The sequence below is a fragment of the Pelagovum sp. HNIBRBA483 genome, from assembly GCF_040931995.1.
Classification (GTDB): domain Bacteria; phylum Pseudomonadota; class Alphaproteobacteria; order Rhodobacterales; family Rhodobacteraceae; genus JAEPMR01.
The window spans coordinates 1196454-1221486 of the sequence record NZ_CP162412.1 but is presented as its reverse complement, the minus strand read 5'-3'; the positions used below and the strand labels follow the sequence as shown (position 1 = coordinate 1221486).

19 protein-coding genes are annotated in these 25033 nt (G+C 52.5%); 8 read left to right on the top strand and 11 right to left on the bottom strand.

Annotated elements, in window-relative coordinates; genetic code table 11:
* Positions 1-419: 419 nt before the first annotated feature.
* The 4 genes from AB1E42_RS05990 (at position 420) to AB1E42_RS05975 (ending at position 4874) form a co-directional block, all read left to right on the top strand.
* The gene (locus tag AB1E42_RS05990; RefSeq protein ID WP_368346079.1) at positions 420-878 is read left to right on the top strand and encodes a BglII/BstYI family type II restriction endonuclease; all 459 of its coding nucleotides are present in this window, start codon (positions 420-422) and stop codon (positions 876-878) included.
* A 9-nt stretch (positions 879-887) separates the two neighbouring features.
* The gene (locus tag AB1E42_RS05985) at positions 888-2216 is read left to right on the top strand and encodes a hypothetical protein (RefSeq protein WP_368346078.1); all 1329 of its coding nucleotides are present in this window, start codon (positions 888-890) and stop codon (positions 2214-2216) included.
* Position 2217: 1 nt separating this feature from the next.
* On the top strand, positions 2218-4023 hold the full coding sequence (locus tag AB1E42_RS05980) for a DEAD/DEAH box helicase (RefSeq protein WP_368346077.1): 1806 nt from the start codon (positions 2218-2220) through the stop codon (positions 4021-4023).
* A gap of 71 nt (positions 4024-4094) precedes the next feature.
* Positions 4095-4874, top strand: a complete 780-nt coding sequence (locus tag AB1E42_RS05975; protein WP_368346076.1) for a DUF3883 domain-containing protein — start codon at positions 4095-4097, stop codon at positions 4872-4874.
* A 416-nt stretch (positions 4875-5290) separates the two neighbouring features.
* On the opposite strand, the gene AB1E42_RS05970 is transcribed toward AB1E42_RS05975, so the two are convergent.
* Positions 5291-5851 (bottom strand): recombinase family protein, encoded by a 561-nt coding sequence (locus AB1E42_RS05970; protein WP_368346075.1) that lies wholly within the window; start codon positions 5849-5851, stop codon positions 5291-5293.
* Between the two features lie 1089 nt (positions 5852-6940).
* Here AB1E42_RS05970 and AB1E42_RS05965 point away from each other — a divergent pair.
* The gene (locus AB1E42_RS05965) at positions 6941-8032 is read left to right on the top strand and encodes a hypothetical protein (RefSeq protein ID WP_368346074.1); all 1092 of its coding nucleotides are present in this window, start codon (positions 6941-6943) and stop codon (positions 8030-8032) included.
* A 404-nt stretch (positions 8033-8436) separates the two neighbouring features.
* Here AB1E42_RS05965 and AB1E42_RS05960 read toward each other — a convergent pair whose 3' ends face one another.
* Entirely contained in the window at positions 8437-8802 is a 366-nt protein-coding gene (locus AB1E42_RS05960; RefSeq protein WP_368346073.1) for a hypothetical protein, read from the bottom strand.
* A 790-nt stretch (positions 8803-9592) separates the two neighbouring features.
* A complete protein-coding gene (locus tag AB1E42_RS05955) occupies positions 9593-10057 on the bottom strand; it encodes a hypothetical protein (protein WP_368346072.1) in 465 nt (154 codons plus the stop codon).
* A 648-nt stretch (positions 10058-10705) separates the two neighbouring features.
* Between AB1E42_RS05955 and AB1E42_RS05950 the strand changes: the two genes are divergently transcribed.
* Complete coding sequence (locus tag AB1E42_RS05950) at positions 10706-11380, top strand: peptidoglycan-binding domain-containing protein (protein ID WP_368346071.1); 675 nt, start codon at positions 10706-10708, stop codon at positions 11378-11380.
* Positions 11381-11397: 17 nt separating this feature from the next.
* On the opposite strand, the gene AB1E42_RS05945 is transcribed toward AB1E42_RS05950, so the two are convergent.
* Genes AB1E42_RS05945 through AB1E42_RS05925 form a run of 5 tightly spaced genes read right to left on the bottom strand, consistent with a single transcriptional unit; the run spans position 11398 to position 16613 of the window.
* Entirely contained in the window at positions 11398-13026 is a 1629-nt protein-coding gene (locus AB1E42_RS05945; RefSeq protein WP_368346070.1) for an AMP-binding protein, read from the bottom strand.
* A 28-nt stretch (positions 13027-13054) separates the two neighbouring features.
* On the bottom strand, positions 13055-14044 hold the full coding sequence (acuI, locus tag AB1E42_RS05940; RefSeq protein ID WP_368346069.1) for an acryloyl-CoA reductase: 990 nt from the start codon (positions 14042-14044) through the stop codon (positions 13055-13057).
* Positions 14045-14055: 11 nt separating this feature from the next.
* Positions 14056-15159, bottom strand: a complete 1104-nt coding sequence (locus tag AB1E42_RS05935; RefSeq protein ID WP_368346068.1) for a dimethylsulfoniopropionate demethylase — start codon at positions 15157-15159, stop codon at positions 14056-14058.
* 31 nt (positions 15160-15190) lie between these two features.
* Positions 15191-15835 (bottom strand): DUF1326 domain-containing protein, encoded by a 645-nt coding sequence (locus AB1E42_RS05930; protein ID WP_368346067.1) that lies wholly within the window; start codon positions 15833-15835, stop codon positions 15191-15193.
* A gap of 19 nt (positions 15836-15854) precedes the next feature.
* Positions 15855-16613, bottom strand: coding sequence for a DUF2182 domain-containing protein (locus AB1E42_RS05925; RefSeq protein WP_368346066.1), 759 nt, complete (start codon positions 16611-16613; stop codon positions 15855-15857).
* Between the two features lie 136 nt (positions 16614-16749).
* Here AB1E42_RS05925 and AB1E42_RS05920 point away from each other — a divergent pair, with 136 nt between their 5' ends.
* Together AB1E42_RS05920 and AB1E42_RS05915 are read left to right on the top strand one after the other, a co-directional pair.
* Positions 16750-17499, top strand: a complete 750-nt coding sequence (locus tag AB1E42_RS05920) for a FadR/GntR family transcriptional regulator (protein WP_368346065.1) — start codon at positions 16750-16752, stop codon at positions 17497-17499.
* Between the two features lie 73 nt (positions 17500-17572).
* Positions 17573-19600, top strand: a complete 2028-nt coding sequence (locus tag AB1E42_RS05915) for a CocE/NonD family hydrolase (RefSeq protein WP_368346064.1) — start codon at positions 17573-17575, stop codon at positions 19598-19600.
* A 156-nt stretch (positions 19601-19756) separates the two neighbouring features.
* Here AB1E42_RS05915 and AB1E42_RS05910 read toward each other — a convergent pair whose 3' ends face one another.
* The 3 genes from AB1E42_RS05910 to AB1E42_RS05900 all read right to left on the bottom strand — a co-directional run bounded on the left by AB1E42_RS05910 (position 19757) and on the right by AB1E42_RS05900 (position 25024).
* A complete protein-coding gene (locus AB1E42_RS05910; protein WP_368346063.1) occupies positions 19757-21832 on the bottom strand; it encodes an ATP-binding protein in 2076 nt (691 codons plus the stop codon).
* A gap of 462 nt (positions 21833-22294) precedes the next feature.
* A complete protein-coding gene (gene glnT / locus AB1E42_RS05905) occupies positions 22295-23623 on the bottom strand; it encodes a type III glutamate--ammonia ligase (RefSeq protein WP_368346062.1) in 1329 nt (442 codons plus the stop codon).
* A gap of 72 nt (positions 23624-23695) precedes the next feature.
* Entirely contained in the window at positions 23696-25024 is a 1329-nt protein-coding gene (locus AB1E42_RS05900) for an FMN-binding glutamate synthase family protein (RefSeq protein WP_368346061.1), read from the bottom strand.
* Between the last annotated feature and the right edge of the window lie 9 nt (positions 25025-25033).

Genomic DNA, 25033 nt, shown 5'->3' with positions numbered 1-25033 from the left:
GAGGAGGAACGTCGAAGAACTTGTGGCCCTTACTGATTTCTCCAATTCGCCCACCATTCACTCCGAACCAAGAGGCGATGTCATGCTGTCGATCACCTCTGATCAGCATCCCTTTCACAATCGCGGCATCTGCCGAACTAAGCCGTACACCACTGTTCTCAGCGCGCTTCACAACTGGACTTCCTAAATGGATTATTGGCATGCACGCTATCAGGATGGCCGCTTTTGGCAACTTCGAACGCAAGACAAGAGAACTCACTGCTTGACCGAAGGTTAGTCCTAGTTGCTCAACACCAATGTGCCGCCACCTCCAATCTAAGTTGGGTAGTGGGCCTGGTTGGCTGACAATCCGGGGATGGCGTTTCACTCAGCGGCGTGTATTCTCGGACAGACATCAGTGAAGAGAGCAACTTACGTCGATGGAAACGCATCAATACTCTCATCTCGTGGGCAGTGAGGCCCTACCCTCTGTGGAGCGGGAAGAAATTCTTAATGCCATAAAGCACTGTAAGACCCCAATAGAGAGAGGTTCTGGCACCGAACTCCGAAATGAGGTCTTAGATAGGCTAAAAGATCAGGGATGGACCGATAAGGTTCAGGTGGCGCACGGGTCCAAGATCACGATTGCTTCGCAAAAAAACCGTGTGGGACTCGGCATCCAGACTGCAGGCAACATGTCAAGAATGTACGCTGATCTCATAAAGCTCCAGCAGATGTACTTGGACGGCCTAATTGATGTGGGCGTGCTCATCTTGCCAACGGCGGTTGCAGCCCGAATTTTGGGCGACAATCTCGCCAATTCAGACCGGCTCGAGGGAGAGTTGGTAATTTTTCGCAAGGTCATCCACATGCCACTAGTCATTGTTTCCTTTCAGTGAGGCCGAATAATGAATGAAATAGAGAGATCACCTCTGGCAGAGAAGAAATTTGGTTGGCCACTTCCAGCTAGGCGGCAGTCGTTCTCTGATCTCACCAAAGAAGCCAAAGAAAAGGGCCGAGACTCTCACAGAATTGAGAACTTTAAAGGACAAACAATAAGTCTGCCCATTCTCCGGGTGGAAATTGGCTTACCCAAATACAGAATTGCGAATGGGAGGACATCGTCGATTCAAGAGGAATGGGTTGTAGTCAACGGAAAAGACGAGAATTTCTTCACTGATGGTGACCCGGAATTGTATATTCTTCAGGAGGCTCAGCACCAAATCCTTAGCGAAATGATTGGTGAAGAAGGGCTGTCCGAGAAATTCCGCGACCCTACGAATAAGCAAGTTGAACCAATCCTGCTTGATGAGAGTGGATTTGTGATTAATGGCAACCGCCGTCTATGTAGCTGGCGCGAGTTGTATTATTCGAATGAAGAAAAATACTCGCACTTCAGCCATGTTGACGTCGTTGTCCTACCGAAATGCGAGGATAAAGAACTTGATGCCATTGAGTCGCGCCTTCAGATCGAGAAAGACATTCGAAGCGACTATACATGGCACGCTGAAGCTAAGATGTTCAAGGAGAAGCAGAGAAGGTTTGGCTACTCAACCACCGAGCTCTCGCGACAATACAGGAAGAAGAAGAAGGATATCGATGAGCTCTTTGAAATAAGAGAGTTGGGGGCAGAGTATCTTTCGGCTCGCGGGAAAAAGAACATGTGGTCGCTTTTGAACGAGACCGAGCACACGTTCAAACGCCTCAATAAGACGATGAAGGAACAGAAGAGCTTGGCGGATCGTGAAGTTCTGAAGGAGTTGGCCTTTCACTACATAGATGATCCCGACGCTGCTGAAGAACGCCTGTACACCTTCATTCCAAAGCTAGGGAAACACCTTGGCTCGGTAAAGGATGAGCTACGATTGGTGTTCTCAGACGAAGATACCAAATACCCGGACGATCAAGCGCTGCTCGCCTTTGGTGGTGGCGAAACGAACTCGACTGAGGTTACCGATATGGAGCTAGTGGCTAGCATCTTCGCCTCTCCTGCGACAATAAGTAAGGCGCAAGATGTGATCGTGGAGACACTGAAGTCCGAAAAAGAGAAAGTCGGCGAAGAAGCAAAGGCAAAGTACTTCATCAAACAGCTGCATAAGTCTCGCACTGCACTGAACGACGCCTTGAATCTAGGCCTTACCCCCGAAGCCGAGATTGAGGGCGCTGAGAAACAGTTGGAGGCCATGGAGGCTTCGATTTTACGCATTCGCGAATTCATAGCGCAGCGGAAGAACTGAATTGCTCTCGTTCGACTATGTTGAGAAACAAGGGCTCGCGCTGCTTCGCTGGTCCGAAGAAGATGCCCAGCAGAAATGGCAAAAGCTGATTATTTCGATCTGTTTGGAGGCCTCCGATTCAGCCGAGCTAAACAGTTCGAACGCGCTTACCTTGCCGTGGTGGACATTTCTTGCCGTTCGAGGAGAAGTGCTAAGCGTAATTTCAGCTTTCGGTTTGAAGGCTGGAGATGACTTTGGGATCTCCGAACAAGCTGTTGCTCGCCTCAACGAGTCTCGCAGGATGCAAGAGAGTTTCCTGTCTGAAACCGCACAGAACTTAAGCGAGAGAGAGCTTAAGGAACGATTGGAAGCGGTAGGCTTCCAGCGAGAATTAACCACAGAACAGGCTAGGAATGTTACCAAGCTCATAGCGAGGTCTAGTGGAGCGACTTTTTCAGTGCCTGGCGCTGGTAAGACAACGGAAGCACTGGCCTTTTACGCACTTACCGCAGAGGAGGGTACTGGCCTCCTTGTTGTTGCACCAAAAAACGCATTTGCTGCTTGGGACGAGCAATACGCCCAGTGTTTTCCCGATAGCTCAGGAAAGTTTGAAAGGCTCCGGAAAACCGATCAAATCCCCCGGCAACTCTCGGACAACCCGAAGCTCATGTTAATAGGGTATCAGCAGCTAGTGAGAGTGCGAGACCGGGTCGCCGAGCACATTAGTAGGACCCAACCGTTTGTTTTTCTGGACGAAAGCCATCGGATCAAAAATATCGACAGTCAGCAATCCCAAGCGATATTGACCATGTCGCATTTGCCGAAAGGAAAACTGATACTAAGCGGCACGCCAATGCCACAGTCAACTGAAGACCTAGTTCCACAATTCAGATTTCTTTTCCCCGAAGTAAGCGCTTCAGCCGAGAATGTAGTAGATCGCATTCAGCGGGTTTACGTTAGAACCTCAAAAGATGAACTAGGATTACGCCCCCCTTTGAGGAAGGTGAAACCCCTTCCGATGGATCCACACCAGGAGAAGCTATACTCGCTCTTAAAAAGTGAGTTGGCTCGTGAGGCTGAACGAGCATTAACCGATAGCACTAAGGGCGCACTGCGCAGGTTTGGGCGTTCCGTCGCAACAGTACTGCAGTTTGTGTCCAATCCTGCGCTGCTCGCGGACAAACCAGAGTTTCGTTACGCCTCAGAGCTGACTAATGCTTTGAGCGAGGGTGAAGGCCCAAAGATCAGGTATGTAATCGGTCGGACGAGAGAGCTCACCAAGCAAGGCCACAAAGTTCTGATTTGGTCTTCTTTTGTTAAGAACGTGGAATACCTCTCAGAATGCCTTCGAGATCTTGGGGCTGTGTACATTCACGGCGGTGTTGACGCCGGGAGCGACGAAGATGAGGATACGAGAGAGGGCAAGATCAAGAAGTTTCATGATGACGCTCACGCGCAAGTCATGATCGCAAATCCAGCCGCCGCAAGCGAAGGGATAAGCCTTCATCGCGTTTGCCATCACGCAATCTATCTCGATCGAAATTTCAATGCGGCCCAATATCTACAATCTGAAGACCGAATTCACAGACTTGGTCTGCCGCCTGATATTGCGACCACTCTCGAAGTTGTTGAGTGCCAAGGAACAATTGATGAGACAGTTAGGCTTCGCCTCGAGAGCAAGGTATCTGCAATGGCTCAAGTCCTGCGCGATCACTCACTGAACATCTCACCTGTTTGGGAAACAGAAGAGATGGAGCAGGAAGTGGACAGTGCGGGCCTGGACAAAGGAGATGTGGAGGCACTTGTGGAGGCCCTTAGCCCCAAATGAGGCCTGCACTACTTACCCCTAGCACAGCTTATGCATGCATCGATTTTCTCGCGGAAGTTTGCGAACAAAACATGTTTGTATCCGAACTCAAGAGCCTACGTTTTTCTTCTACAAGCGCTCATAGTGTCATGGAGAACGTAAGTGCACTCGGCTGGATCACAGAAGGTTCCGACGGGAGGGTCTCGATCGCCCACCGTGGACAAGAATGTCTTGAGCTAAACCATGCAACTGAACAGCTGCGCTTCCTGCTTACAGACTATTTCCTCTTGAGACAAGATCCCTGGCTACAATTGGCACGCCGCGGTCGAATTCACGTTCTACTTCAGGCTCCACCTGAAATAGCGCAGTTGCTACATGAAGCAGAATTGGCTGAGGGCGAGCACGACGAGGTAGTCCGCTTCTGGGATGAAATAGCGGATCGCGTTCGCGGCGACAAAGACAGGAACCGGACTGAAGTTGGCAGAACAGGCGAGAGACTAAGCATAGTATATGAGACGAAGCGAACTGGAAAGAAGCCTAGATGGGTCGCATTGGATAGCGATGAATTTGGTTACGATCTCCTTTCAATGGCGTCTGCTAGCGACACCGCACCGATGAAAGTCGAGTGCAAGTGCTCCGAAAGACCACTGAGAGAAGCGACCTTGTACCTCACACGAAATGAGTGGGAAACAGCCGACAAATCAGAACGCTATTCATTTCACCTTTGGAACACTGCTTCACACCAACCGAAGCTTGCCGTTATCGGTGTTGAAGACATGAGACCTCATGTACCTGAAAACAGACGGAGCGGTAGCTGGGAGACCGCGCAAGTGCCGTTCATAGCCTTTGAGCAGATGTTTTCCTTCAGTTAGTCGCGCCACAAAGAACTGGCCAATTTCATCGTTCGGCAAGTTTTTCTTTTTTCAATACGACGTTTTTGAAAGGCACTTGATCCTCCCCCCATGAAGTGGTCCGCCCGTATATTTAGGAAACGGAGGATCAGATATGGGTATCAAACGACATAAGCCTGAAGAGATTGTCACGAAATTACGGCAGGTTAAGGTGCTTTGCGGCCAAGGGATGCCGCGCTTAGACGCCTTCGGGCAAGTGCTGAAACCAAAATCTGAGTTCCGAATATAGCCGCCCAAACAGCGGTGCCTCTGGTTCATTGCTTGAAATCTGGAGGGACCCAAGTACCTACTGCCGAACCTGCCCCGCCTTAGTAGAACCCTCTTAGAAGCTACTTGTGATACCCACTGAAGTGTCACGACGTCATTACAACCGTTGATCAAGTTGAAGCTACAATCCGATAATAGGAAGCCTGTGAGATACCAAGCTGCTCCATGATCTGTTGACGAGAGACTCCAGCTTCCTTGAGTGCTAGAACCTTGTCGGCCTGTCGCTTGGCTGTAGGGATGCGACCCTTGTACTTACCTTGTGCCTTGGCCTTCTCTATGCCTGCCTTCTGGCGTTCCTTCATTAGGTTGCGTTCGAACTCAGCTACAGACCCGAGCATGGTGAGAATGAGTTTGCCTGTTGCTGTAGTGGTGTCGACCTGCTGACCACCCATCGACAGAACGACAAGACCAGCACCCTTTGCTTCTAGAGACTCTAAAAGCTCCCCCAAGTGCCTCACGCTACGAGCAAGTCGATCCAACTTGGTTACGACCAGCTTGTCACCTTTGCGGAGGGATTTGATAGCAGACTTCAGTTCCGCCCTGTTGCTGTCCACCGCGCTCACCTTTTCATGATATAATTCCCCAATTCCGTAGGCTTGCAGTTCATCCTTTTGGGCTTCCAGGCCATAGTCCTGATCCACAGTAGACGTTCTAGCATATCCAATGAGCACAGCAATTCTCCTACATATTTAAGACCCTGTGAGGGTCACATTTTCTCATAATAAAATCAACCCGTATGATAGGAATTTTGCCAAATAGTGGTCGATATGAGAGGTCCCATTAGACCTTACTCTATTGATAATACCTAAGCAGTCCAAACAACAAAACCATACCTACCAATGACGGCAGATTACTCACCTTAGTTAGTCCGTCGGGACATAGTTCGCGTGGAAACCCCTACGTAGTAAATTCACCCAAAGATACCTTGTATGGTTGGCTCCTGAGACACTGCAAAGTCACACTGAAAAGTTCGAGACCGGTTACCAATTTGAAAGGCGAAACATACTCTCGTATGAAGCGGCTCCCAAATGCACTCAAACACAACGCGACCGAGAACCCCCACGATGGGAATTGGTTGATAGCCTCAGCATAGAGCACATGGTGAAGTTGCGTTACTCACCCACACCCTTCTCAGCTTCGCTGTGTGCTCATCCCCCCAGTAGAAATGGAGCGGCAAGGTAGCAAGTAGCTCTGCGACATCCACATATTGTTACAATTGCCTCTGGGAGACTACATCTTGATTATGTCGTGTCGTATTCCTCGCTAACCATTTAGTGCCAGACCATAAAGTGGAGGCTGGATTAATGAGGCGTTCCGTTTCAGTCTGATCTGAAACATTCAGATTGAACGTCAGAGGGCAAATGTCAGACGAAACTGAACAAAAGTACGGGCTACATCCTGCAGTTCCCATATGGCTACCTTACAACGAAACAGCTGTGGTAATGGTCGACGACCTTTTGAGGGTCTTAGGTTACCCCCTCACTGGCCCAAAATCTGAGAAGTATCGCGTGGCATTGTCGTCACTGCTAATGGCAAGTGAAAGAGCGACCAGATTTCGACGTAGCTGCGCCCCTCAGTACCTCGGCATTAGGCTGCGATCGGGTGCTTGGTCGCTGTATCCAAAGATTGGCCGTGTCATTTGGAGAAACGTCGCCAAAGATTTTGTAGCTCACTTCAATGGTCAATTGGTTGAGGGGTCTGGCGATAGTGGGTTGTTCCAAGATGAGAGCGAGCGATGGCATAGTGATCCGAAGATGACAATGTACCAACTCGTCCGGGATAACCTCCCATCGGGAATTGATCAGGCACAATTTATTGACGTTGGACGTCCTCTTGTGAAGGTCAACAAGCCTGAAACACGACAGCAAAAAGCGACAAGGGAAAAGGATCGAAAGCCGAAACCCTTCTTCAATCGAACTCAAGTAGGAGGAGTTGATGGAGAGGCCCTGAGAGCCTCCGAGAGTCGCATGGAGCGGCTTAACAGCTATTGGCGAGATCATCCCATAGAACTTCCTAATGGCTCTGTGGCGGCCTCTGCGACACGCATATTCCATGATGGGAGTTTCACGTCAGGCGGACGCCTCTATGGGGCATGGACCATGCTCAACAACAAAGAAGGTGAGCGGCTTCAGTGCACAATCGATGGCGAACCGATCTGCGAGTTGGACATACGCGCCTCTCAGCCAACGCTACTGAGTTGTTTGCTTGGGATTCGTATGAAGAATGTTTCAGACCACGGAACTTGGCACGATCCCTACCTACAGTTGACCGGCCTGACCTTCTACGATGAAGCCGCATGGGACCAGTACCTCGAAGAATTTTACGACTCAGGCGAAGCAAAAATCGAACCTACCAAACGTACTCGCCTTATTGCGAAGGCTGCCGTGATGGAAATGATCGGTTCTGGCGATCCAAATAAGTCTAATCCGACGGATGATTTGGTCGCATCGACGGAGGTCAGTAAAAAAGAGTGGGACCTATTCAAAGCTCACCTCAAAGACGTGATACCGGCCTTGAATAAACTGGAGCCAAGATACGACAATAACGGTCAATTGGATGGCTACATCAATGGTGCGGGTTTCTTGAGCTTTCATGAATCCGAGATGACAATGCAAGCGATTGAAAGGCTCCATGAGCAAGGCATCCCTGCTTACCCGGTTCATGACTGCCTGATGGTAAAGCTCGCCGACGCGAAAGAAGCCGCAAAGGTCTATCGCGAAACCATCAGGGAATACTGCTACAACATGAGCGGTTTAAACGTCCTCGTCCCTCTTAAATGTGAAGTTGCTGAAGAGATACCTACTGATGATTTGTTTAAAGGTGATGATTTAAGAGGAGAGTATCTCTCTTAAGCTTTATACTTAAGACTATTAAATAATAGGTGGACCTTAACTAATGTTTAACCTCAGAGGCTCGCCTTCCGGCTTCGCCATATACGGTACGGTTTTTTAGAGTTCAGTGAACGAGCATAGGGGCAACCAACGTCAAGCACTTGGTTCAGCCTACCGGCGCCCAGATTTACCATTCGACTGACAGTTAACCCCTGCCGCGCGCCAATAATTGCGCCGGTTACGCTTGGAGAAGTCCCTTCCGCATCATAGGGTAGTCCGGAAACGCTACTCGCTGCCGCCTCATGTAGATTTCCTTCGAAGGTTGCGCTTGCGTCACCACTAAACGGCGGTGCAATCATTACTAGAGTTCAGATTGACATCTCACCTGTTGCTACATCTACGTCAATGTTCCCTGATAGAGAGGTTCAAGCAGAAGTTGCAGAGAGCGTGCCTGAACCATTTTCGAAATCTAGAGCAAGGTCAAAAGTCCCACCTTCCTGGAGGGAATTATCGATAGCCGCCACCAAGTACTGACCCGCATAATCAAATCCTGTGGGCGGAATGTTCGAAGGCTCAAGTCCGGATACGATCGTGTATTTACCGTCGGAGGTTAGGGCCGAAATTAAGCCGATGTCCGCACCATTGAATGTGAACGCGCTGACAGTTACCTCGTCCCCAACACCAATTGTTAATGTGCCTTTGTACACGGTTCGAAACTGAAAATCTCCACAAACTGGGAGCGATGTTGGATCGAGGAAGAACAGGTCTGAATCATCATCGTAGTTAGCCATGCTCGCTTCGAAGTTTAGGAATCTTGCGATGCTGATATAAATACTGCCTTCTGTAGCTCAGGAAATTGGCTCAACTGAGGAAGTAGCGAGACTTGCGTATTGCGTTGTCGTTGTCGTGCGAAGCACACCGGATACGTCCGAAAAAGCTACAACAGTCTCGGGGTCTAGGGACTTCCTGGTGGATTTTCATTTATTGCGAAGCAAGCCGTAAGTGAAAAAACGGAACAAATAAACCAGATACATTACGCATTTTCGGGGCCGTCTTAATCAACATGTTGACTGCAGCTGGGTTTTGACACCACGCAACATGTAACGCACGACGGTTCTGCCAACCCCAACTGCTTAAATATATCTTATCGAGGTAATAATAATTGCAACCATTTCCCATGTGGGATTTGGGAAATTTCAACGAACCTGCGTCTGACCGGTACCGCTACCCGTTTGACGAAATGGCCGATTCTGCGCAGTCCCATTCCTCAGCAAGCACGTAACCAACATTAGGCTGCCTACTTCCTCGCGGACTAACCAACTGACCGACAAGATATTCTTGACCCGCTATCACTTCCTTGGCGGAAACTAGAAGAGTCCACGACAAACCGATGCCCGTATTCCAGAAGTCGGAGGAAATGTAAGGATCCATGAAAAAGGTTCGCTCACCCGAGCCATTCGGTGCGCACATTAGAATGTCTGATGTTTTTTTTGCCCCGTCAGCAAGAAGTGCATTTCCGGACCAGACACTGAGGGTCACAGTAATGAGTAAAGCCCGCCGCATAAATCGCTCACGCTCCAATCAATACCACTCATTGATTGCGTCAGAAATTACGTCCAACACATAGTTGTTAAAGTTTCCCTGATCCATCGCGTAACCTCCGCGGTCCGAGTAGACAACGTTTGGTTGCTGCCGGTCGCCCTCTTCGAGGAACGTTTGAATCGTGACGCCATATGTACCGTAGCACCATTGGCCATTCCTTGAAGCATCGACGACAATATGGAAGATCACGTGACCGTTCTGGTGAGTGGAGTAATACTGCTTACCCATCACGACATTTGCCCCTCGCGACCGAAGGCGGTCTGCGGCGTAAGTTTCAGCCACCCCCATATTGGTCCAGCAGCCCCCCTTCGCGCCATCCAAAGATAAGACTTGAACCGAAGAAAAATCGCGCAACGAGCGGTCAGTTGTGAAAACCTCCGCCTTTGCTGCGAGTGGTGCGCCTAGAGAGGCGACCAAAGAAACTAGCTGAAGTATCTTCATCATGTACACCCAACACACTCTTTCTTCAAACATAGCTCTTGAGAGGGATGTATCAATTTGATCCTAAGGACATGCGCAACTAGCCAAAAGCGGTATGCCACCAAGCAAAGTTGACAGTTCGCGTTTATCGGCGTCTTTGAGAGTTCAATTTCCAGTTGGGAGGCCCCACACTCCGCCTTTCTGAAGTTGGCCCAATTCCGCGCCGCAGCACCGCCAGACAAGCGGAAGCAAGTCACAACGCATCAAAGTAGGTGCTAATCAGACTATTTCTTGGGGGGGTCGCCGCTCGAGTATAACACAACAGCACGTTGGCGATCTGAGCCGTCGATAACCTGATAACTTGAGGAACCAAGAACTGTGACGGCGCAGTCTAAATCCAAAAAACAAAAGGGAACAAAAAAAGGTCGCATGTGGGAACAACGTCAAAAATAAAATTTCATAAAAACAGATACTTAAGAAAATGTAGAAGAGTCCGGTACTCGCCTCCAACAATCCCAGCGTCACGATCCGGCGTTCCAGTCTCTTATCTCAGCGAAACTTATCCTGATGCGCCGTAGGTCATCCAAATGTGAGCCACCTTGCTTCCAATGCCCCATGGCCTCACGAGAACCTTGCGTCACATTGAGACAAAATCGCGATCGGAAGGTTCAGATGAAAATAATTGCCCTGCTCATGATAACGTTTTTAGCGACGACTGTGTCCGCAGACAGCTTTTGGGACCATAATGGGAGCACCATGAGATTGGTCGCGAACGGTCAGCAACGTTTTTTCTATTACGAAGACCCAAGACAAGGCATGCGCGACGTCGGGGTCCAGACTGGTACCATGTTGTTTGATGGCCAGCGCATCGGAAACAGATACATTGGTACAGCGCGTGTGTTCTCGTCCCGATGCGCGTTACCGATGACCTATCCAATGAATGGAGATGTAGTGTCGGAGACATATGTTGTCCTGGAAGGGTGGCGCCCCAATTTCTCAAACTGCGTTCCTGACGGAACCTCCCGCTGGGAGCGTCTGGAGTTTCGGTATATTTCAGATACGCTTCCCCGGCCCTCCATCGGCAAAGGCAACCTGATTTCTGGGAACGATTTTGCCCGAGCATTTCAGTTGCTTTCGGCGTCCGAGCGCTACGCTTTGCAAGACACCTTGTACCGCCTTGGCTATTACCAAGGACGTATAGACGCCACATGGGGCAGGATGACCGAGCGCGCGGTGCTTATGGCATTCCAAGACATGGGCAACAATTACGCCAAGCTCTATGACCGAGGTGCGTTGGCGGCGGCCGAATTCTACGGCTTTCTATTCTCAGCCGACTTCTTCGAATAACGACAATGTCGCTTTGTTCAAAGTGCCTTTGCGGCCTGCCGGAGTTCGAATTTCTGAATTTTTCCGGTGGCCGTCTTTGGTAGTTCGCCAAACACGACCTTTTTGGGTGTCATGAAACCCGCGAGCCGCTCTCTACAAAACTTAATTATGTCCTGATCCGTTGCTTCAGCGCCGCTTTTGAGCTCGATGAAAGCACAAGGCACCTCGCCCCATTTCTCGTCAGGCTTAGCCACCACCGCGCAGAGGGAGACTGCCGGATGGCGTGTGATCACATCCTCAACGCTGACCGAGCTCACGTTTTCGCCGCCGGAAATGATAATGTCTTTTGCGCGGTCAACGATGCGAATGAACCCGTCCTTGTCCCGCACAGCCAAGTCACCCGAATGGAAATACCCGCCTTCAAAGGCTTTTGCGCTCGCCTCGGGGTCTTTGAGGTAGCCTTTCATGACGGTGTTGCCGCGATGCATGATCTCACCAGTGTCTGCATCATCATGGTAGACAGGTCGCCCGCCCTCAGCCAACACTGCGACATCCTCCATCATGGGGAAACGAACTCCAGCCCGCGCCTTTCTGCGGAACCTATCTTCGTCATTCTCGTTATTCCACAAGTCTCCGCGCCAAAGGCTCTCTGTAACGTGGCCATAGGTTTCGGTCAGGCCGTAGACCTGCATCACGTTCAATCCAAGTGGTTCAACAGCCGCCAGAGTCGCGGCAGGCGGCGGAGCCCCTGCCGTGAAAACTTCAACGATATGCTGGGATTTGCGGCGCTGGTGTTCAGGTGCATTGGCCAGCATATTGAGAAGGATCGGGGCGCCGCCAAAATGTGTGACATTCTCCGCGTCGATCAAACGATTGATCTCGGCCGCAGACGGTTGGCGACAGCATATCACGGTCCCAGCCACCAAGGGCATCATCCAAATGTGGTTCCAGCCATTGCAATGGAACATCGGAACAATGGTCAGGTATCGTGGGTGTCGCGTCATCTGCCAGCTGACTAACGTTCCCATCGTCATGAGATAAGCGCCACGGTGATGATAGACGACCCCCTTGGGGCGCCCTGTCGTGCCGGATGTATAGTTCAGCGATAGGCTTTCCCATTCGTCTTTGGGCATGATCCAGTGAAATTTCGGATCACCTTCGGCAATGAAAGTCTCATACTCAACGTATCGCCCTGAAGGTTGAAAGCCGGATTGTTGGTCGCAAACTTCGATGATGCGCGGCACAGACCCTTCCATTTGTGCGAGGGCAGACTCCACCACTGGAAGCAACTCTGTATCAGCGAGAACAACTTTCGCCTCGCCATGGCCAAGAATGTAAGCGATCGTTTCAGGATCAAGGCGCGTGTTGATTGAGTTCAGAACAGCGCCACAAGCAGGAACACCGAAATGGGCTTCGGCATGCGCGGGGATGTTCGGCAACAGCGCTGCCACAACCTCGCCCGAAGCCACACCGCTTTTCTGCAAAGCGGAAGCAAGCTGACTGATCCGTCGATAATAGTCAAGGTAGGAGAGCCGGAGTGATCCGTGGACAAGCGCTTCCCTGTCCGAAAACAGTTCAACGGCTCTCCGCAGATGTGAAAGCGGTGTAAGCGGTACATGGTTGGCTTCGCGCCGCCCGAGTCCCGTCTCGTCTCTCATCCACCCCATGGCTCCTCCTCCAGTTTTTGCCGCGCGGTTAGCTGTTTACATCCACAACAACGCGACCCTTTACCTTCCCTTTAAGGATATCAGCTCCCAATGCAGGAAGATCGGAAAGCGTCGCTGGCTGCACCATTGCCTCTAGCTTGTCCATCGGCAGGTCTGTCACAATCCGCTGCCACGCGCGCTGACGGTTCTCGAACGGTTGCAGCACGCTGTCGATCCCAAGAAGGTTGACCCCACGCAGAAGGAAAGGGATCACAGTTGCTGGCAACCCCGCGCCGCCGGCAAGGCCCACGGCCGCGACAGAAGCGCCATATTTCATTTGGCCAAGCACCCGCGCGAGCATTGCCCCGCCCACGGCATCTACACACCCAGCCCAAGTTTCAGACTCGAGCGGACGCTTTACTGTCTCGTTGATCTCGTCACGCGCGACGATACGGCTCGCGCCAAGGCGTTTGAGATACTCTTCAGTTTCCGGCCGCCCCGTGGCGGCTGCTACCTCATAACCCAGATTGGCAAGGATCGCTGTTGCGACCGAGCCGACCCCACCTGCTGCACCAGTCACCAGAACGGGGCCGTTTTCAGGCTTCATTCCGTGATCTTCGAGCGCCATGACTGCGAGCATCGCTGTAAAGCCTGCTGTCCCGACGGCCATCGCCTGACGGGCCTCCAAGCCCTCCGGAAGCGGAACAAGCCAATCTGCTTTCACCCGAGCTTTTTGCGAATATCCGCCCCAGTGCGCTTCTCCAACACGCCAACCGGTCAGGACAACAGCATCGCCTGCCTTATAACGCGGGTCATCGGATTCCGCGACTGTGCCCGCGAAGTCGATCCCCGGCACATGCGGATAATTCCGGACCAAGCCACCTCCCGGCCCCACGCACAGACCGTCTTTGTAGTTAACCGTTGAGTATTCGACCGATACCGTTACTTCCCCATCGGGAAGCTGCGCTTCGTCCAACTCTCGCACGGCAGCGTGGGTTTTTCCTTCATCGTCCTTTTCGACGACCAATGCTTTGAACATTGAATTTCTCCTTAATTCCAGAATGTCTCGCGAACAGTCGCCGCGCGCATTCCATCAGGTGTCTCTACTTCGATGACCGTATCGGCATCCCAATGGGTCATGCGGATCATGCCGATTGCGACGTTCGTCTTGAAATCAGGCGACCACGTTGCCGACGTCACCTGCCCGACCTTCTTCCCATTCGCGTAAGCCGGCCAAACCCTGTCACAGGGCGGCACACGGTCACCAGAAATTTCAATCGGGCGAATTTGCTGGATCGGTCCCTCTTTCGCAACCCGCAGAAGCGCGTCTCGGCCGATACAACCGATAGCGGTGTGGGTATTACAAAACTTGCCCAATCCACACTCATGCGGGGTATTATCGTCGGTCATATCGTTGCCATAGGACAGCAAGCCGCTCTCAATCCGCTCGATGAGGTTCGGGCACCCAGCGCGCACTTCCAGATCCTGGCCAGCGGCAAACAAAGCATCCCAAAGCGGCATACCAGCTGCGCTGTCTTGGACATAGATTTCGAAGCCACCTTGTTTGGAATATCCTGATCGCGCGACGACCATATCATGACCTTCGAAATCAAAATGGCCGAAGCGGAAGAAGCGAATGTCCCGAACGGAATCGCCAAAGACCCGCGCCATAAGATCATCTGCTTTCGGCCCCTGTACAGCGAGGGGAGACACATCCGGCTCATCGACCAGCACATCTAGGCGGTAGCCATGCGCAATACCTTTTACCCAGAAAAGCAGGTCACTATCGGCGATAGAAATCCACCAGCGGTCCTCAGAGAGCTTTACCGCAACAGGATCGTTCAGCATGCCTCCGGTTTCGTCCACAATCGGAACGTAAAAACACTGCCCCGGCAACATGGCCCGCAGATCGCGCGGCGTGAGCATCTGCATCAGGCGCGACGCATCCGGACCACGAAGTTCAATCTGCCGTTCGCAGGAAACGTCCCAAACCTGAACATGCTTTTTCAGGTGGTGGTAGTCCGCCTCCACAGATTCAAAAACCGTCGGCAAGAGCATGCGATTGTAAACGGTGTATGCTTTGACACCCTCGCGCTCCACACCTGCGGAGAATGGCGTCCGGCGCAAGCGCCGAGATGGCGAAATCATTGCCATTTCAAATCGTCCCTATCCTTAAGGCCGCGCTTTAGCGACCGGGCCCCTTCCAATCGATCTGGCAGATTTCAGCGGAACGCCCGTCGAAATCCCACACGCGCCCGTGCGCACGCACGCGACCCTGCGTTGCTTTTGCCACGGTGATATCCGGTCCCATCCAATACTGAGTATTATGAACGACGATATCCTCGCCTTCGCGTGCGCCTTCGACCGGCACAACCTCGCCTTTGATGAACTTACCAACCATCAAGCGACGGGCCTTGCCTTCGTTTTCAAACACGACAGGTGCCCGTTCCGCGCCAAGGAACTCGGAAACCAGCATCGAGAAGAGGCCGGTAGTGCCCTTTGCTTTTCCGGAGAAAATCGCCACAAGCGCATCGAACGCGGCATCACTTGCGCGGTCATCGATATAGGCGGCGGCCTTCCAGTTGCCTCGCGCCATCAGGCCTGGGATTTCCAGAACCAAACCAACATTCAGGCCACTGAGATCAACATCTCCGTATTGCCCCTCGTCGATCCGAACACCGGACCACGCCTGGCAATAGCCTTCAGTCGGTGGGTGTTGACCGAGGCTCACCACGCAGGGGCAAAACACGGTACAGTTGCAGTTCAGGATCAATTCACCCTTGATCGACCAAGGCACCGTGCCCAACTCAGCAGTCATTACATCATTCATGTCCGTCTCTCCTTCCGGATCAAAAAACCAAGACCAGACCAGCGGCACCAATCAGTGCAAGTCCAACGGGTCGTGTCAGATACCGCCCGATATCGGGCATTTTTTCCAAGAACATCAAAATCATGGCACCGCCCATCCACAGGAGGTTCATCGTGCCTCCGACGAAGGCAAGCACCATCAGCGCCCAGCAGCATCCGAGGCACACAGCGCCGAGGCGTAGCCCCATACGCAACGGACCTTCATTCCAATACTGCATAAAGAAGGTAAGCGGTTTGCGGCACTTGCTCAGGCAGGCTTCTTTCAGCGCCGAAAACTGGTAAGCTCCAGCGATCAAAAGCAGGCTCGCGGTGACCAGATCATTCGTGCTTTTTCCAAAGCCGTCGAGCAGCTGGAATTCTGCCAGCACGACCTGCAAAATGCTAGCAACAACGGAGAAGCCACCCCAAACGGCCAAATACCCGAACAATAGCGCCCCAAAACCGCGCGCAGCACCAGAAATCACCAGATCATCCCAAGTGACGAGCGCGGGAATTGCCGTCGGGGCCATCATCGCTGCGGACATCAGCAGCCACATCAAAATAGTGATGGGCAGACCGGCCCACCCGGCCTCCACAGTACATAGCTCACGCCAGAAATCCGCGCCGTATAGATCAGCCAAATTTCTTAATTCAACCGGGGTCTGCATGGCAAAAAGCGCAGCCCAGGCCGCGAGGACAACCGCGTATAGCCCGAGCCAATGCGGCGCGCCCATCCGTCTAAATGTTGCTAACACCTGCATTTCGGCTTTTCCGGCTTGGTTCCGCGACTCGAATGTATTATCCGTGGTAAACGACCGATAATTGTCTGACAATTGAAAAATGTCTGACAATTGAAATTTTCGGATATTGCGAAATGACGCATGAGGATCGACTAGAATGAAGACCCAACTGGTTACGAGCAAAGATTTCTCCGTTCAAATTGCGCAAGCAATCAAAGAAACGATCGTTTCAGGTCACCTGCCCGCGGACGGACGGCTTCCGTCAGAAGCCGACCTTGCGACAAAATTTGACGTCTCTCGTTCAACGGTGCGTGAAGCACTCAAGCGCCTCGCCGCGCAAAACCTTATCCGAACCCAACGGGGCGCAACCGGCGGCGCTTTCGTGAACAAAATCAGCTTCGCGCAAGCACAAGAGCAAATGGCGACAACCGCAACACTTTTGCTCTCAATGAACGCAATTGACTTTGAAACCGCCTGTGAATCTCGCTTCACTCTCGAGCGCGCTTGCCTTGCCTTGGCCTGCGCACGGCGCTCGGAAGCTGATCTCGAACTCATGGAGAAAGAGATCGAAAAACAAGCCGACCCGCTTCTCAGTGACGAGTCCTTTTGTGCTTCCGACGTGGGCTACCACCGTGCGCTGGTGGATGCAGCGCAGAACCCCATTCTATCGTGGCAGCTCGCCGCATCAGTCGAAGCCATGCAACCGCTGATGAACATGATCACATATTCAGGTCGCTCGCGCGCGCGCATCATCGCGCTGCACCGCGCTCTGTTAGATGCGGTTAAAGCGGGCCAACAAATACAGGCAGAGGCCGCGATGGACGATCTCGCCGCCTACATTCTCGACCTTGGGAAAAAATACCTGCAAGAGCGGCGATCACCTTCGGAAAAGACTATCGCTGACTAACGCCAAAAAGACATGACAGAATCCATATGATCGGCCACTCTCCTCGGAAATAATATCGGGGAAGGCTCATCGTATGGCGCAACCAAGAATCCGCACCGAATTTCCGCACGAAATAAAGGAAATCGAGAACATCTGGATCCCGATGCCAGACGGGACAAGGCTTGCTGCGCGGATATGGCTTCCCGTCGATGCCGAAACGAATCCCGTACCCGCCATTCTCGAATACCTGCCCTATCGCAAACGCGACGGCACCGTCGAGCGCGACCACCTGACCCACCCCTATTTTGCGGGATACGGCTATGCCTCCGTTCGGGTTGATATGCGTGGGACCGGCGACAGTGAAGGCGTCTGCCTTGGCGAGTACTTGCGCCAAGAACAGGACGACGCCCTAGCGGTGATCGAATGGATCACCGCGCAGCCTTGGTGCGCCGGCACTGTTGGTATGATGGGGATCAGTTGGGGCGGCTTCAACGGCCTCCAAGTCGCGGCAAGGCGGCCAGAGGGGCTGAAAGCCGTGATAACGCTTTGCTCGACCGATGACCGCTACGCGGACGATATCCATTTCATGGGTGGCGCCATCCTGACGGACAAGCTCAGCTGGGGCGCAACTGCTTTTACAATAGCCATGACCCCTCCCGACCCCGCAATCGTGGACGAGAGTTGGCGGAAAATGTGGCTAGAAAGACTGGAAAATAACGGTTGCTGGCTAATGGACTGGTTCCGTCACCAAAGACGCGATGCTTTTTGGCAGCATGGATCGGTTTGCGAAGACTATAGCGCCATTACCGCAGCAGTTTATGCCATCGGCGGATGGGCCGACGGTTATACCAACCCCGTCTTCCGAATGATGGATAATCTAAACTGCCCAAAGAAAGCATTGATCGGCCCTTGGGCGCATAAGTATCCCCACTTCGCTAATCCAGGACCGCAGATCGGCTTCTTGCAAGAGGCGCTCCGCTGGTGGGACCAGCACCTGAAAGGGATTGATACCGGAATCATGGATGAACCAATGATCCGTGCCTGGCTGCAGGATGCCCATGCGCCCACACCAAGGCATCCGGAGCGCCAAGGGCGCTGGATCGCCGAGGATGACTGGAGCATGTCCAATGCGGGTACAGCGTGGCACTTGACGAAAGAAGCCCTGCTCGACAGCGTACCGACGCAATCCGCAGGTCGGCTGACAATCAAGTCGCCGCATACCGCGGGGCGCACGGCACCAAACTGGTTCCAATTCGGACTTGGTGCTGACGGCCCAACCGATCAAAACGGCGAAGCCGGTCTGGTTTGGTCAGTGGACAGCTCGCCCTTGTCAGAACAGTTGGATCTGTTTGGCTTTCCGCGTTTCACTTGCACTCTGGCATGTGACCGCCCTATTGGGCAAATCGGCGCGGTCTTGTCGTCTGTTGCACCAAACGGTCAGGCAACCATGATCAGCTACGGCGTACTCAACCTGACCCATCGCATAAGCCACTCGGATCCATCGCCGATGCCTGTGGGAACAGATGTTACTGTTGAGGTGCAACTCAATGCCTGCGGTCAAGTCGTGCCCGCAGGGCATCGTCTGAGGCTGGCCCTCTCCTCTGCATACTGGCCGATCATCTGGCCTTCGCCCGAAAGCGCAACGCTCGATATTGACCTGTCATCAGCGCGATTATTCCTGCCAACAAGGCGCGCTTCTCAGCGGGATAGCACCCTTGCCCCGTTTCACGAGGCAGAAGGGGCAGCGCCACTCAGAGCTGAGGCGCTGACCGAAGGAAATTGGTACCGGCGCCTTATTTCGGACATCGGCACAGGAACCGAAACATTACATCGCTTCAATGACACCGGAGAAGTGCGTCACGCCCACACCGGCCTGACAATACGTTATATTCAGGACGAGACGTTCAACATTCACCCTGATGATCCCAACAGCGCATTTGGCAATTGCAAATGGCGCAAGAGTTATGCGCGTGAAGGATGGAAAGCCGAGGTCGAAACAGAATGCTCAGTGAGAGCGCAGCCTGAATTCTGGGACATCCATGCCACGCTCATAGCCAGAGAGAACGGTACCGAAATCTTCAGACGTGACTATGAAGAAGCCATTCCGCGCGATCTGGTCTAGACAACTCGTGACAAGATTGAAATGCAGCAGACATCCTAAATTTACCTCCGACCGTGATTGGTGAACCGAACACGGCGCTGCTTTCGAAATGTCATCAAGTCCCTGATCGCGAGCGTGTCACCAAGGCCCCACGAGGGTTTCCAGGGGGCATTACGCCTATAACGCCCCATTCCTGAGATGCTTGGAAAGAACAGCGCCGAGCTCTTTGACCTGAAACGGTTTTGCAAGATACCCGTCAAAACCCGCATCAATGCATTTGGCAGCCTCACCCGCTATCGCATTTGCAGTGATTGCGATGATCGGTTTGCGGCCGAGCTGTTGCTCGCTCTCCAATTTGCGAATGGTCTTGGTCATTTCATAGCCGTCGAGAATTGGCATATGGCAATCACTCAAAACAATATCGAAATTGTGCTCCTTAAACCTTCGAAGCCCGTCCGCACCGTCATTGGCCACCTCAACGGAATAGCCAAGAGCCTCCAACTGCAGCATGATCACACGCTGATTGATGAGATTATCCTCCACCAAAAGAATACGCTTATTGGCTGGTTGATCAGGCAATACATCTCGCTGCTCGCTTTGAAAGCCCTCGTCCCGCTTCGGCCATGACAAATGCGCTTTCGCTAACGTCGAAATCGCTTCTATCAACCGTGACGGAAGGATCGGGCTCCGGTGAATAGTGTATATCTTTTCGCCATGCAGTCCCTGTTCAACGCTACGGTCATCAACAATCCTGATGCATCCAATGACATTGCCCCGGCTGATAAGCCCCCGCACAGTCCGGTCAATTTCCCGTAAATGGCCCGTCGCAACGCCAACGATCACATCACCGGAAATCGTGTCCAACGCAGCGAGTAGGTCGCTCTCGCTGTAGAAACTCAAAAACGGCACGCCTTCAATGAGCGTTTCGTTTTGGACGGATCCATCAGGACTGAGCTCATCATCAAATAGGAGTGCAACCGTAAATGGATTATGAACGGTGGGGCTTGTCGCAGGCGTAATAACTGGCACCTTCAACCTAATTACAAAGGTTGATCCACGTCCGACCTCCGTTTGGACTGAAATTTCGCCTCCCAAGAGCTCAACAAGATTTTTGGTGATACTCAGGCCCAACCCGCTGCCACCATAACGACGGGTGGTCGAGATTTCCTCTTGGGAAAATGCTGAAAACAGGTTTTCTGCATATTCAGGTGACATGCCTATGCCATTATCTGAGACGCGTATCTCCAGTTCTCCGCTGCTGCCAGCGCTCAACTTTAGGAGAACTTTGCCCACCCCTTTCGGATCATCAGGCTGCGAAAACTTGACCGCACTGCTCAGCAGGTTCGTGAAGATTTGCCCAAGTCGTACTGGGTCACTGGAAATGATCTCTGGGACATTTGCGCCGATGATCAGGCTGGTCCGTACGTTCATGTTATCGGCAGAGAGCGCGATATTCATCACCGCATCTTCCGCGATTTCGCGCAGATTTGTGTCGGTCACTTCCACATCGAGACGCCCCGCCTCGATTTTCGAAAAATCAAGGATATCGTCAATGATACGAAGGAGCGCATGGCCGGACGACAATATGGTTGCCAACATATCGCGCTGACCCTTTTGAAGATCAGATCGCGCCAACAGTTCAGCCATCCCGACGACACCATTCATCTGCGTCCGTATTTCATGGCTCATATTGGCAAGGAATGCCGATTTGGCGCGACTTGCAGCTTCCGCCTGAATATTCGCTTCAACCAAGTTCGCATTGATTTCTTGGTCCATTTCGATCCGCCTCAAAAGATGAAGCAGCGTCATGAACAAACCAATAGTGATCAATAACGTCGAAGTTACGTTGAAATACCAGCTCAAACGCAGATGCAAATTTTCCATCACATTCATAGCTGACATCATTCCGATGAATCGCGGCAGGATAGTCATGCTAACAAAATCTGCGATATAAAGTGCGGCCCCGCTCCACAGCCCCAATAGAATAAGAACAACCCCACGCCCTGCGCCGGAGGGTCCTAGTTTCTTCCACCTACGCAAAAGTATCGTGGTCCCAAAAACAACAAACGCAATCGTCAGCAAATCCAGTGCGACCATTACTTCCCAGGGCGGAAAATTTCCCATCACCCCGTCGCTCATGTCCATTTCCATACCGGAGCCAGAACTCATATCCATGTCACTGGCCGTTTCCAATTGACTTGCGCTCGCACTCATTTCGTCCGCAGCAGTCATTTCCACGTCAGCATGTTCCAAGGCTTCACTCCCGATGGTCGCCTATTTACTATTGTCGCTTGAGGGAAACGCGGCAACAAATGTTACATTCTTCGCTACAATTCAGATCTCAAAATGTGTCCTAATGGGCAACATGGAAGGCTAAACTAAATCACGTCGCGCCCGACGGAACTCCAACGCACAACTTTGCCTTGTATTGGACCAGTTGACAGCATGTTTTTCCTGCCGACCGAGCGTCTCCATATAATGTTCTATATCGGGATTAGTGGCTCCGCTTTCGGAGCAGAAGGCTGGCCACCGAACATCTGCGGAGCAACGGATATTGATGAATTTCAACGTGATATTAAGAGGCAGGCTATCCAGATTTGTGCCGGGCGCACCGATCACGGCGAATGCGGTTGCCAGAGAGACTTCTCAGCCATCATCTACGATCAATCGACCTGACAACGCTTATCAGGGTCAAGTTCTGCGCAAAACTTTTTGCTAGACGTCAAGCGTGTTCTCTTTCTCCCATCGGCTGAAATGGCTGACAAATGAATTCCATTCCTGATGCTTCAAGTTCAGATAAGCTACGGAAAAAGCCTCCCCCATTTTGGCTTTGAGATCCTTGTCTTTGTCATAGGCGCGCAGAGCATCCAACATGTTGAGTGGGAGCTTTGGCGCGCCCTTCACCTTATGGCCCTCGGCGTACATATCGATATCGTGACGCTTTCCGGGATCAGCCTTCGCCTCCAGCCCTGAAAGCCCAGCCGCAATTATCACAGCTTGCAGCAAATAGGGATTGGCGGCGCCATCGGGCAATCGAAGTTCAAAACGCCCCGGGCCTGGTACGCGCACCATGTGGGTCCGGTTATTACCGGTCCATGTCACCGTATTGGGCGCCCAAGTTGCACCTGACGTTGTCCGCGGCGCATTGATCCGCTTATAGGAATTTACAGTGGGATTTGTGATCGCGGCCAGCGCGGAGGCATGTTTCATAATACCTCCAAGAAAGTGTTTACCTTGTTCGCTGAGGCCAACTTCTCCAGTTTGCCCTTCGCCTGATCCTGCAAAAACATTCTTTTTAGCCGCATCGCCCTTCCCATCCCAGACGGAAATATGGACATGGCAACCGTTGCCAGTCAGCCCCTCGATGGGCTTGGGCATAAAGGTCGCGCGGAAACCGTGTTTCTCAGCGACTGATTTCGTCATGAACTTGAAAAATGAATGCTTGTCCGCGGTCTTCAATGCGTCGTCAAAATCCCAGTTCATTTCAAACTGGCCGTTCGCATCCTCATGGTCGTTTTGATAAGGTCCCCACCCCAATTCCAGCATGTAGTCACAAATCTCGCGCACCACATCATACCGGCGCATCACAGCTTGTTGGTCATAGCAAGGCTTCTCTGCTGTATCGAACGGGTCTGATATCTGATCGCCCTCTGGCGTGAGCAGAAAATACTCGGCTTCTACACCCGTTTTGACATGCAGCCCCATTTCAGCGGCTTCTTGGATTAAGCGACGCAGCACATTTCGCGGTGCCTGAGCGACCTGTTCACCTTCCATGACGCAATCAGCAGCCACCCATGCGACCTCTGGCCTCCAAGGGAGCTGGATCACTGACGATGGGTCTGGGACGGCAAGCATGTCGGGATGCGCAGGCGTCATATCCAGCCAAGTTGCAAAGCCCGCAAACCCCGCACCTTCCTCCTGCATGTCGGAAATCGCTTGAGCGGGAACCAACTTGGCCCGCTGTCCACCGAAAAGATCGGTAAACGAAATCATAAAATATTTAACGCCACGCTCTTTGGCAAAGGCACTAAGATCTATAGTCATGGTCTGTCAACCCATTGATTTTCATATCTTTATACGAAATCGGGCAACCCTTGAGGCTGCCCGAACTTTACTTCAAAACCCTGTTTTGCCCGGGTACCAATCCGTCCCCGCCAGAGGCACCCGCGCCATCGCAGCAGCCTCCATCGTCAGCGCACATAAGTCTTCAGGCTCTAGGTTATGCAGGTGATTGTGCCCGCAGGCGCGCGCGATGGTCTGCGCTTCCAGTGTCATCACCTTTAGGTAATTGCGCAGCCGTCGGCCCGCCTCTATTGGATTGAGACGCGCAGCGAGTTCAGGATCTTGCGTGGTAATACCAGCCGGATCGCGCCCTTCGTGCCAATCATCATAGGCACCAGCTGTCGTTCCAAGCTTCTGGTATTCGGCTTCCCATTTTGGATCGTTATCGCCCAGCGCAATCAGCGCAGCGGTCCCGATTGCTACCGCGTCCGCACCAAGCGCCAGAGCTTTCGCGACGTCGGCACCGTTTCGTATGCCGCCGGAAACAACGAGTTGAACTTCGCGGTGAACGCCGAGGTCCTGCAAAGCCTGCACTGCAGGGCGTATGCAAGCGAGCGTCGGAATACCGACATGTTCTAAAAAAACATCTTGGGTTGCAGCGGTTCCACCCTGCATACCATCCATCACGACAACATCTGCACCAGCTTTTACAGCGAGTGCGGTGTCATAATACGGGCGCGTTGCACCGACCTTAACATAGATGGGCACCTCCCAATTCGTGATCTCTCGCAGCTCTAATATCTTGATCTCCAGATCATCAGGTCCGGTCCAATCGGGGTGTCGGCACGCGGATCTTTGATCTATGCCCTTTGGCAGGGTCCGCATGTCAGCGACGCGATCGCTAATCTTCTGGCCGAGCAGCATTCCACCCCCGCCCGGCTTCGCCCCCTGCCCGACGACGACCTCTATTGCATCTGCCTTTCGCAAGTCATTTGGGTTCATGCCGTAGCGCGAAGGCAAGTACTGATAGACCAGTTTGTTAGAATGGCTTCGCTCCTCTGGGGTCATTCCACCGTCACCAGTAGTAGTCGACGTCCCCGCCGCGGATGCGCCGCGCCCCAGCGCCTCTTTCGCAGGGCCCGACAGAGCACCAAAGCTCATTCCAGCGATCGTTATTGGGATGTCGAGCGGAACCGGCTTTTTTGCGAACCGTGTTCCGAGCGTCACTGAGGTATCACATCGCTCCCGATACCCCTCAAGTGGATAACGAGATACAGAGGCGCCCAAGAACAAAAGGTCGTCAAAATGCGGAACGCGACGTTTCGCACCCCCACCGCGAATATCATAGATGCCCGTCGCCGCAGCGCGACGTATCTCTGCATTCACCTCATTCGTGAATGTCGCGGATTGGATAGGAACAGTGCGGGGACCGGTATCACTCATTGATGCAAA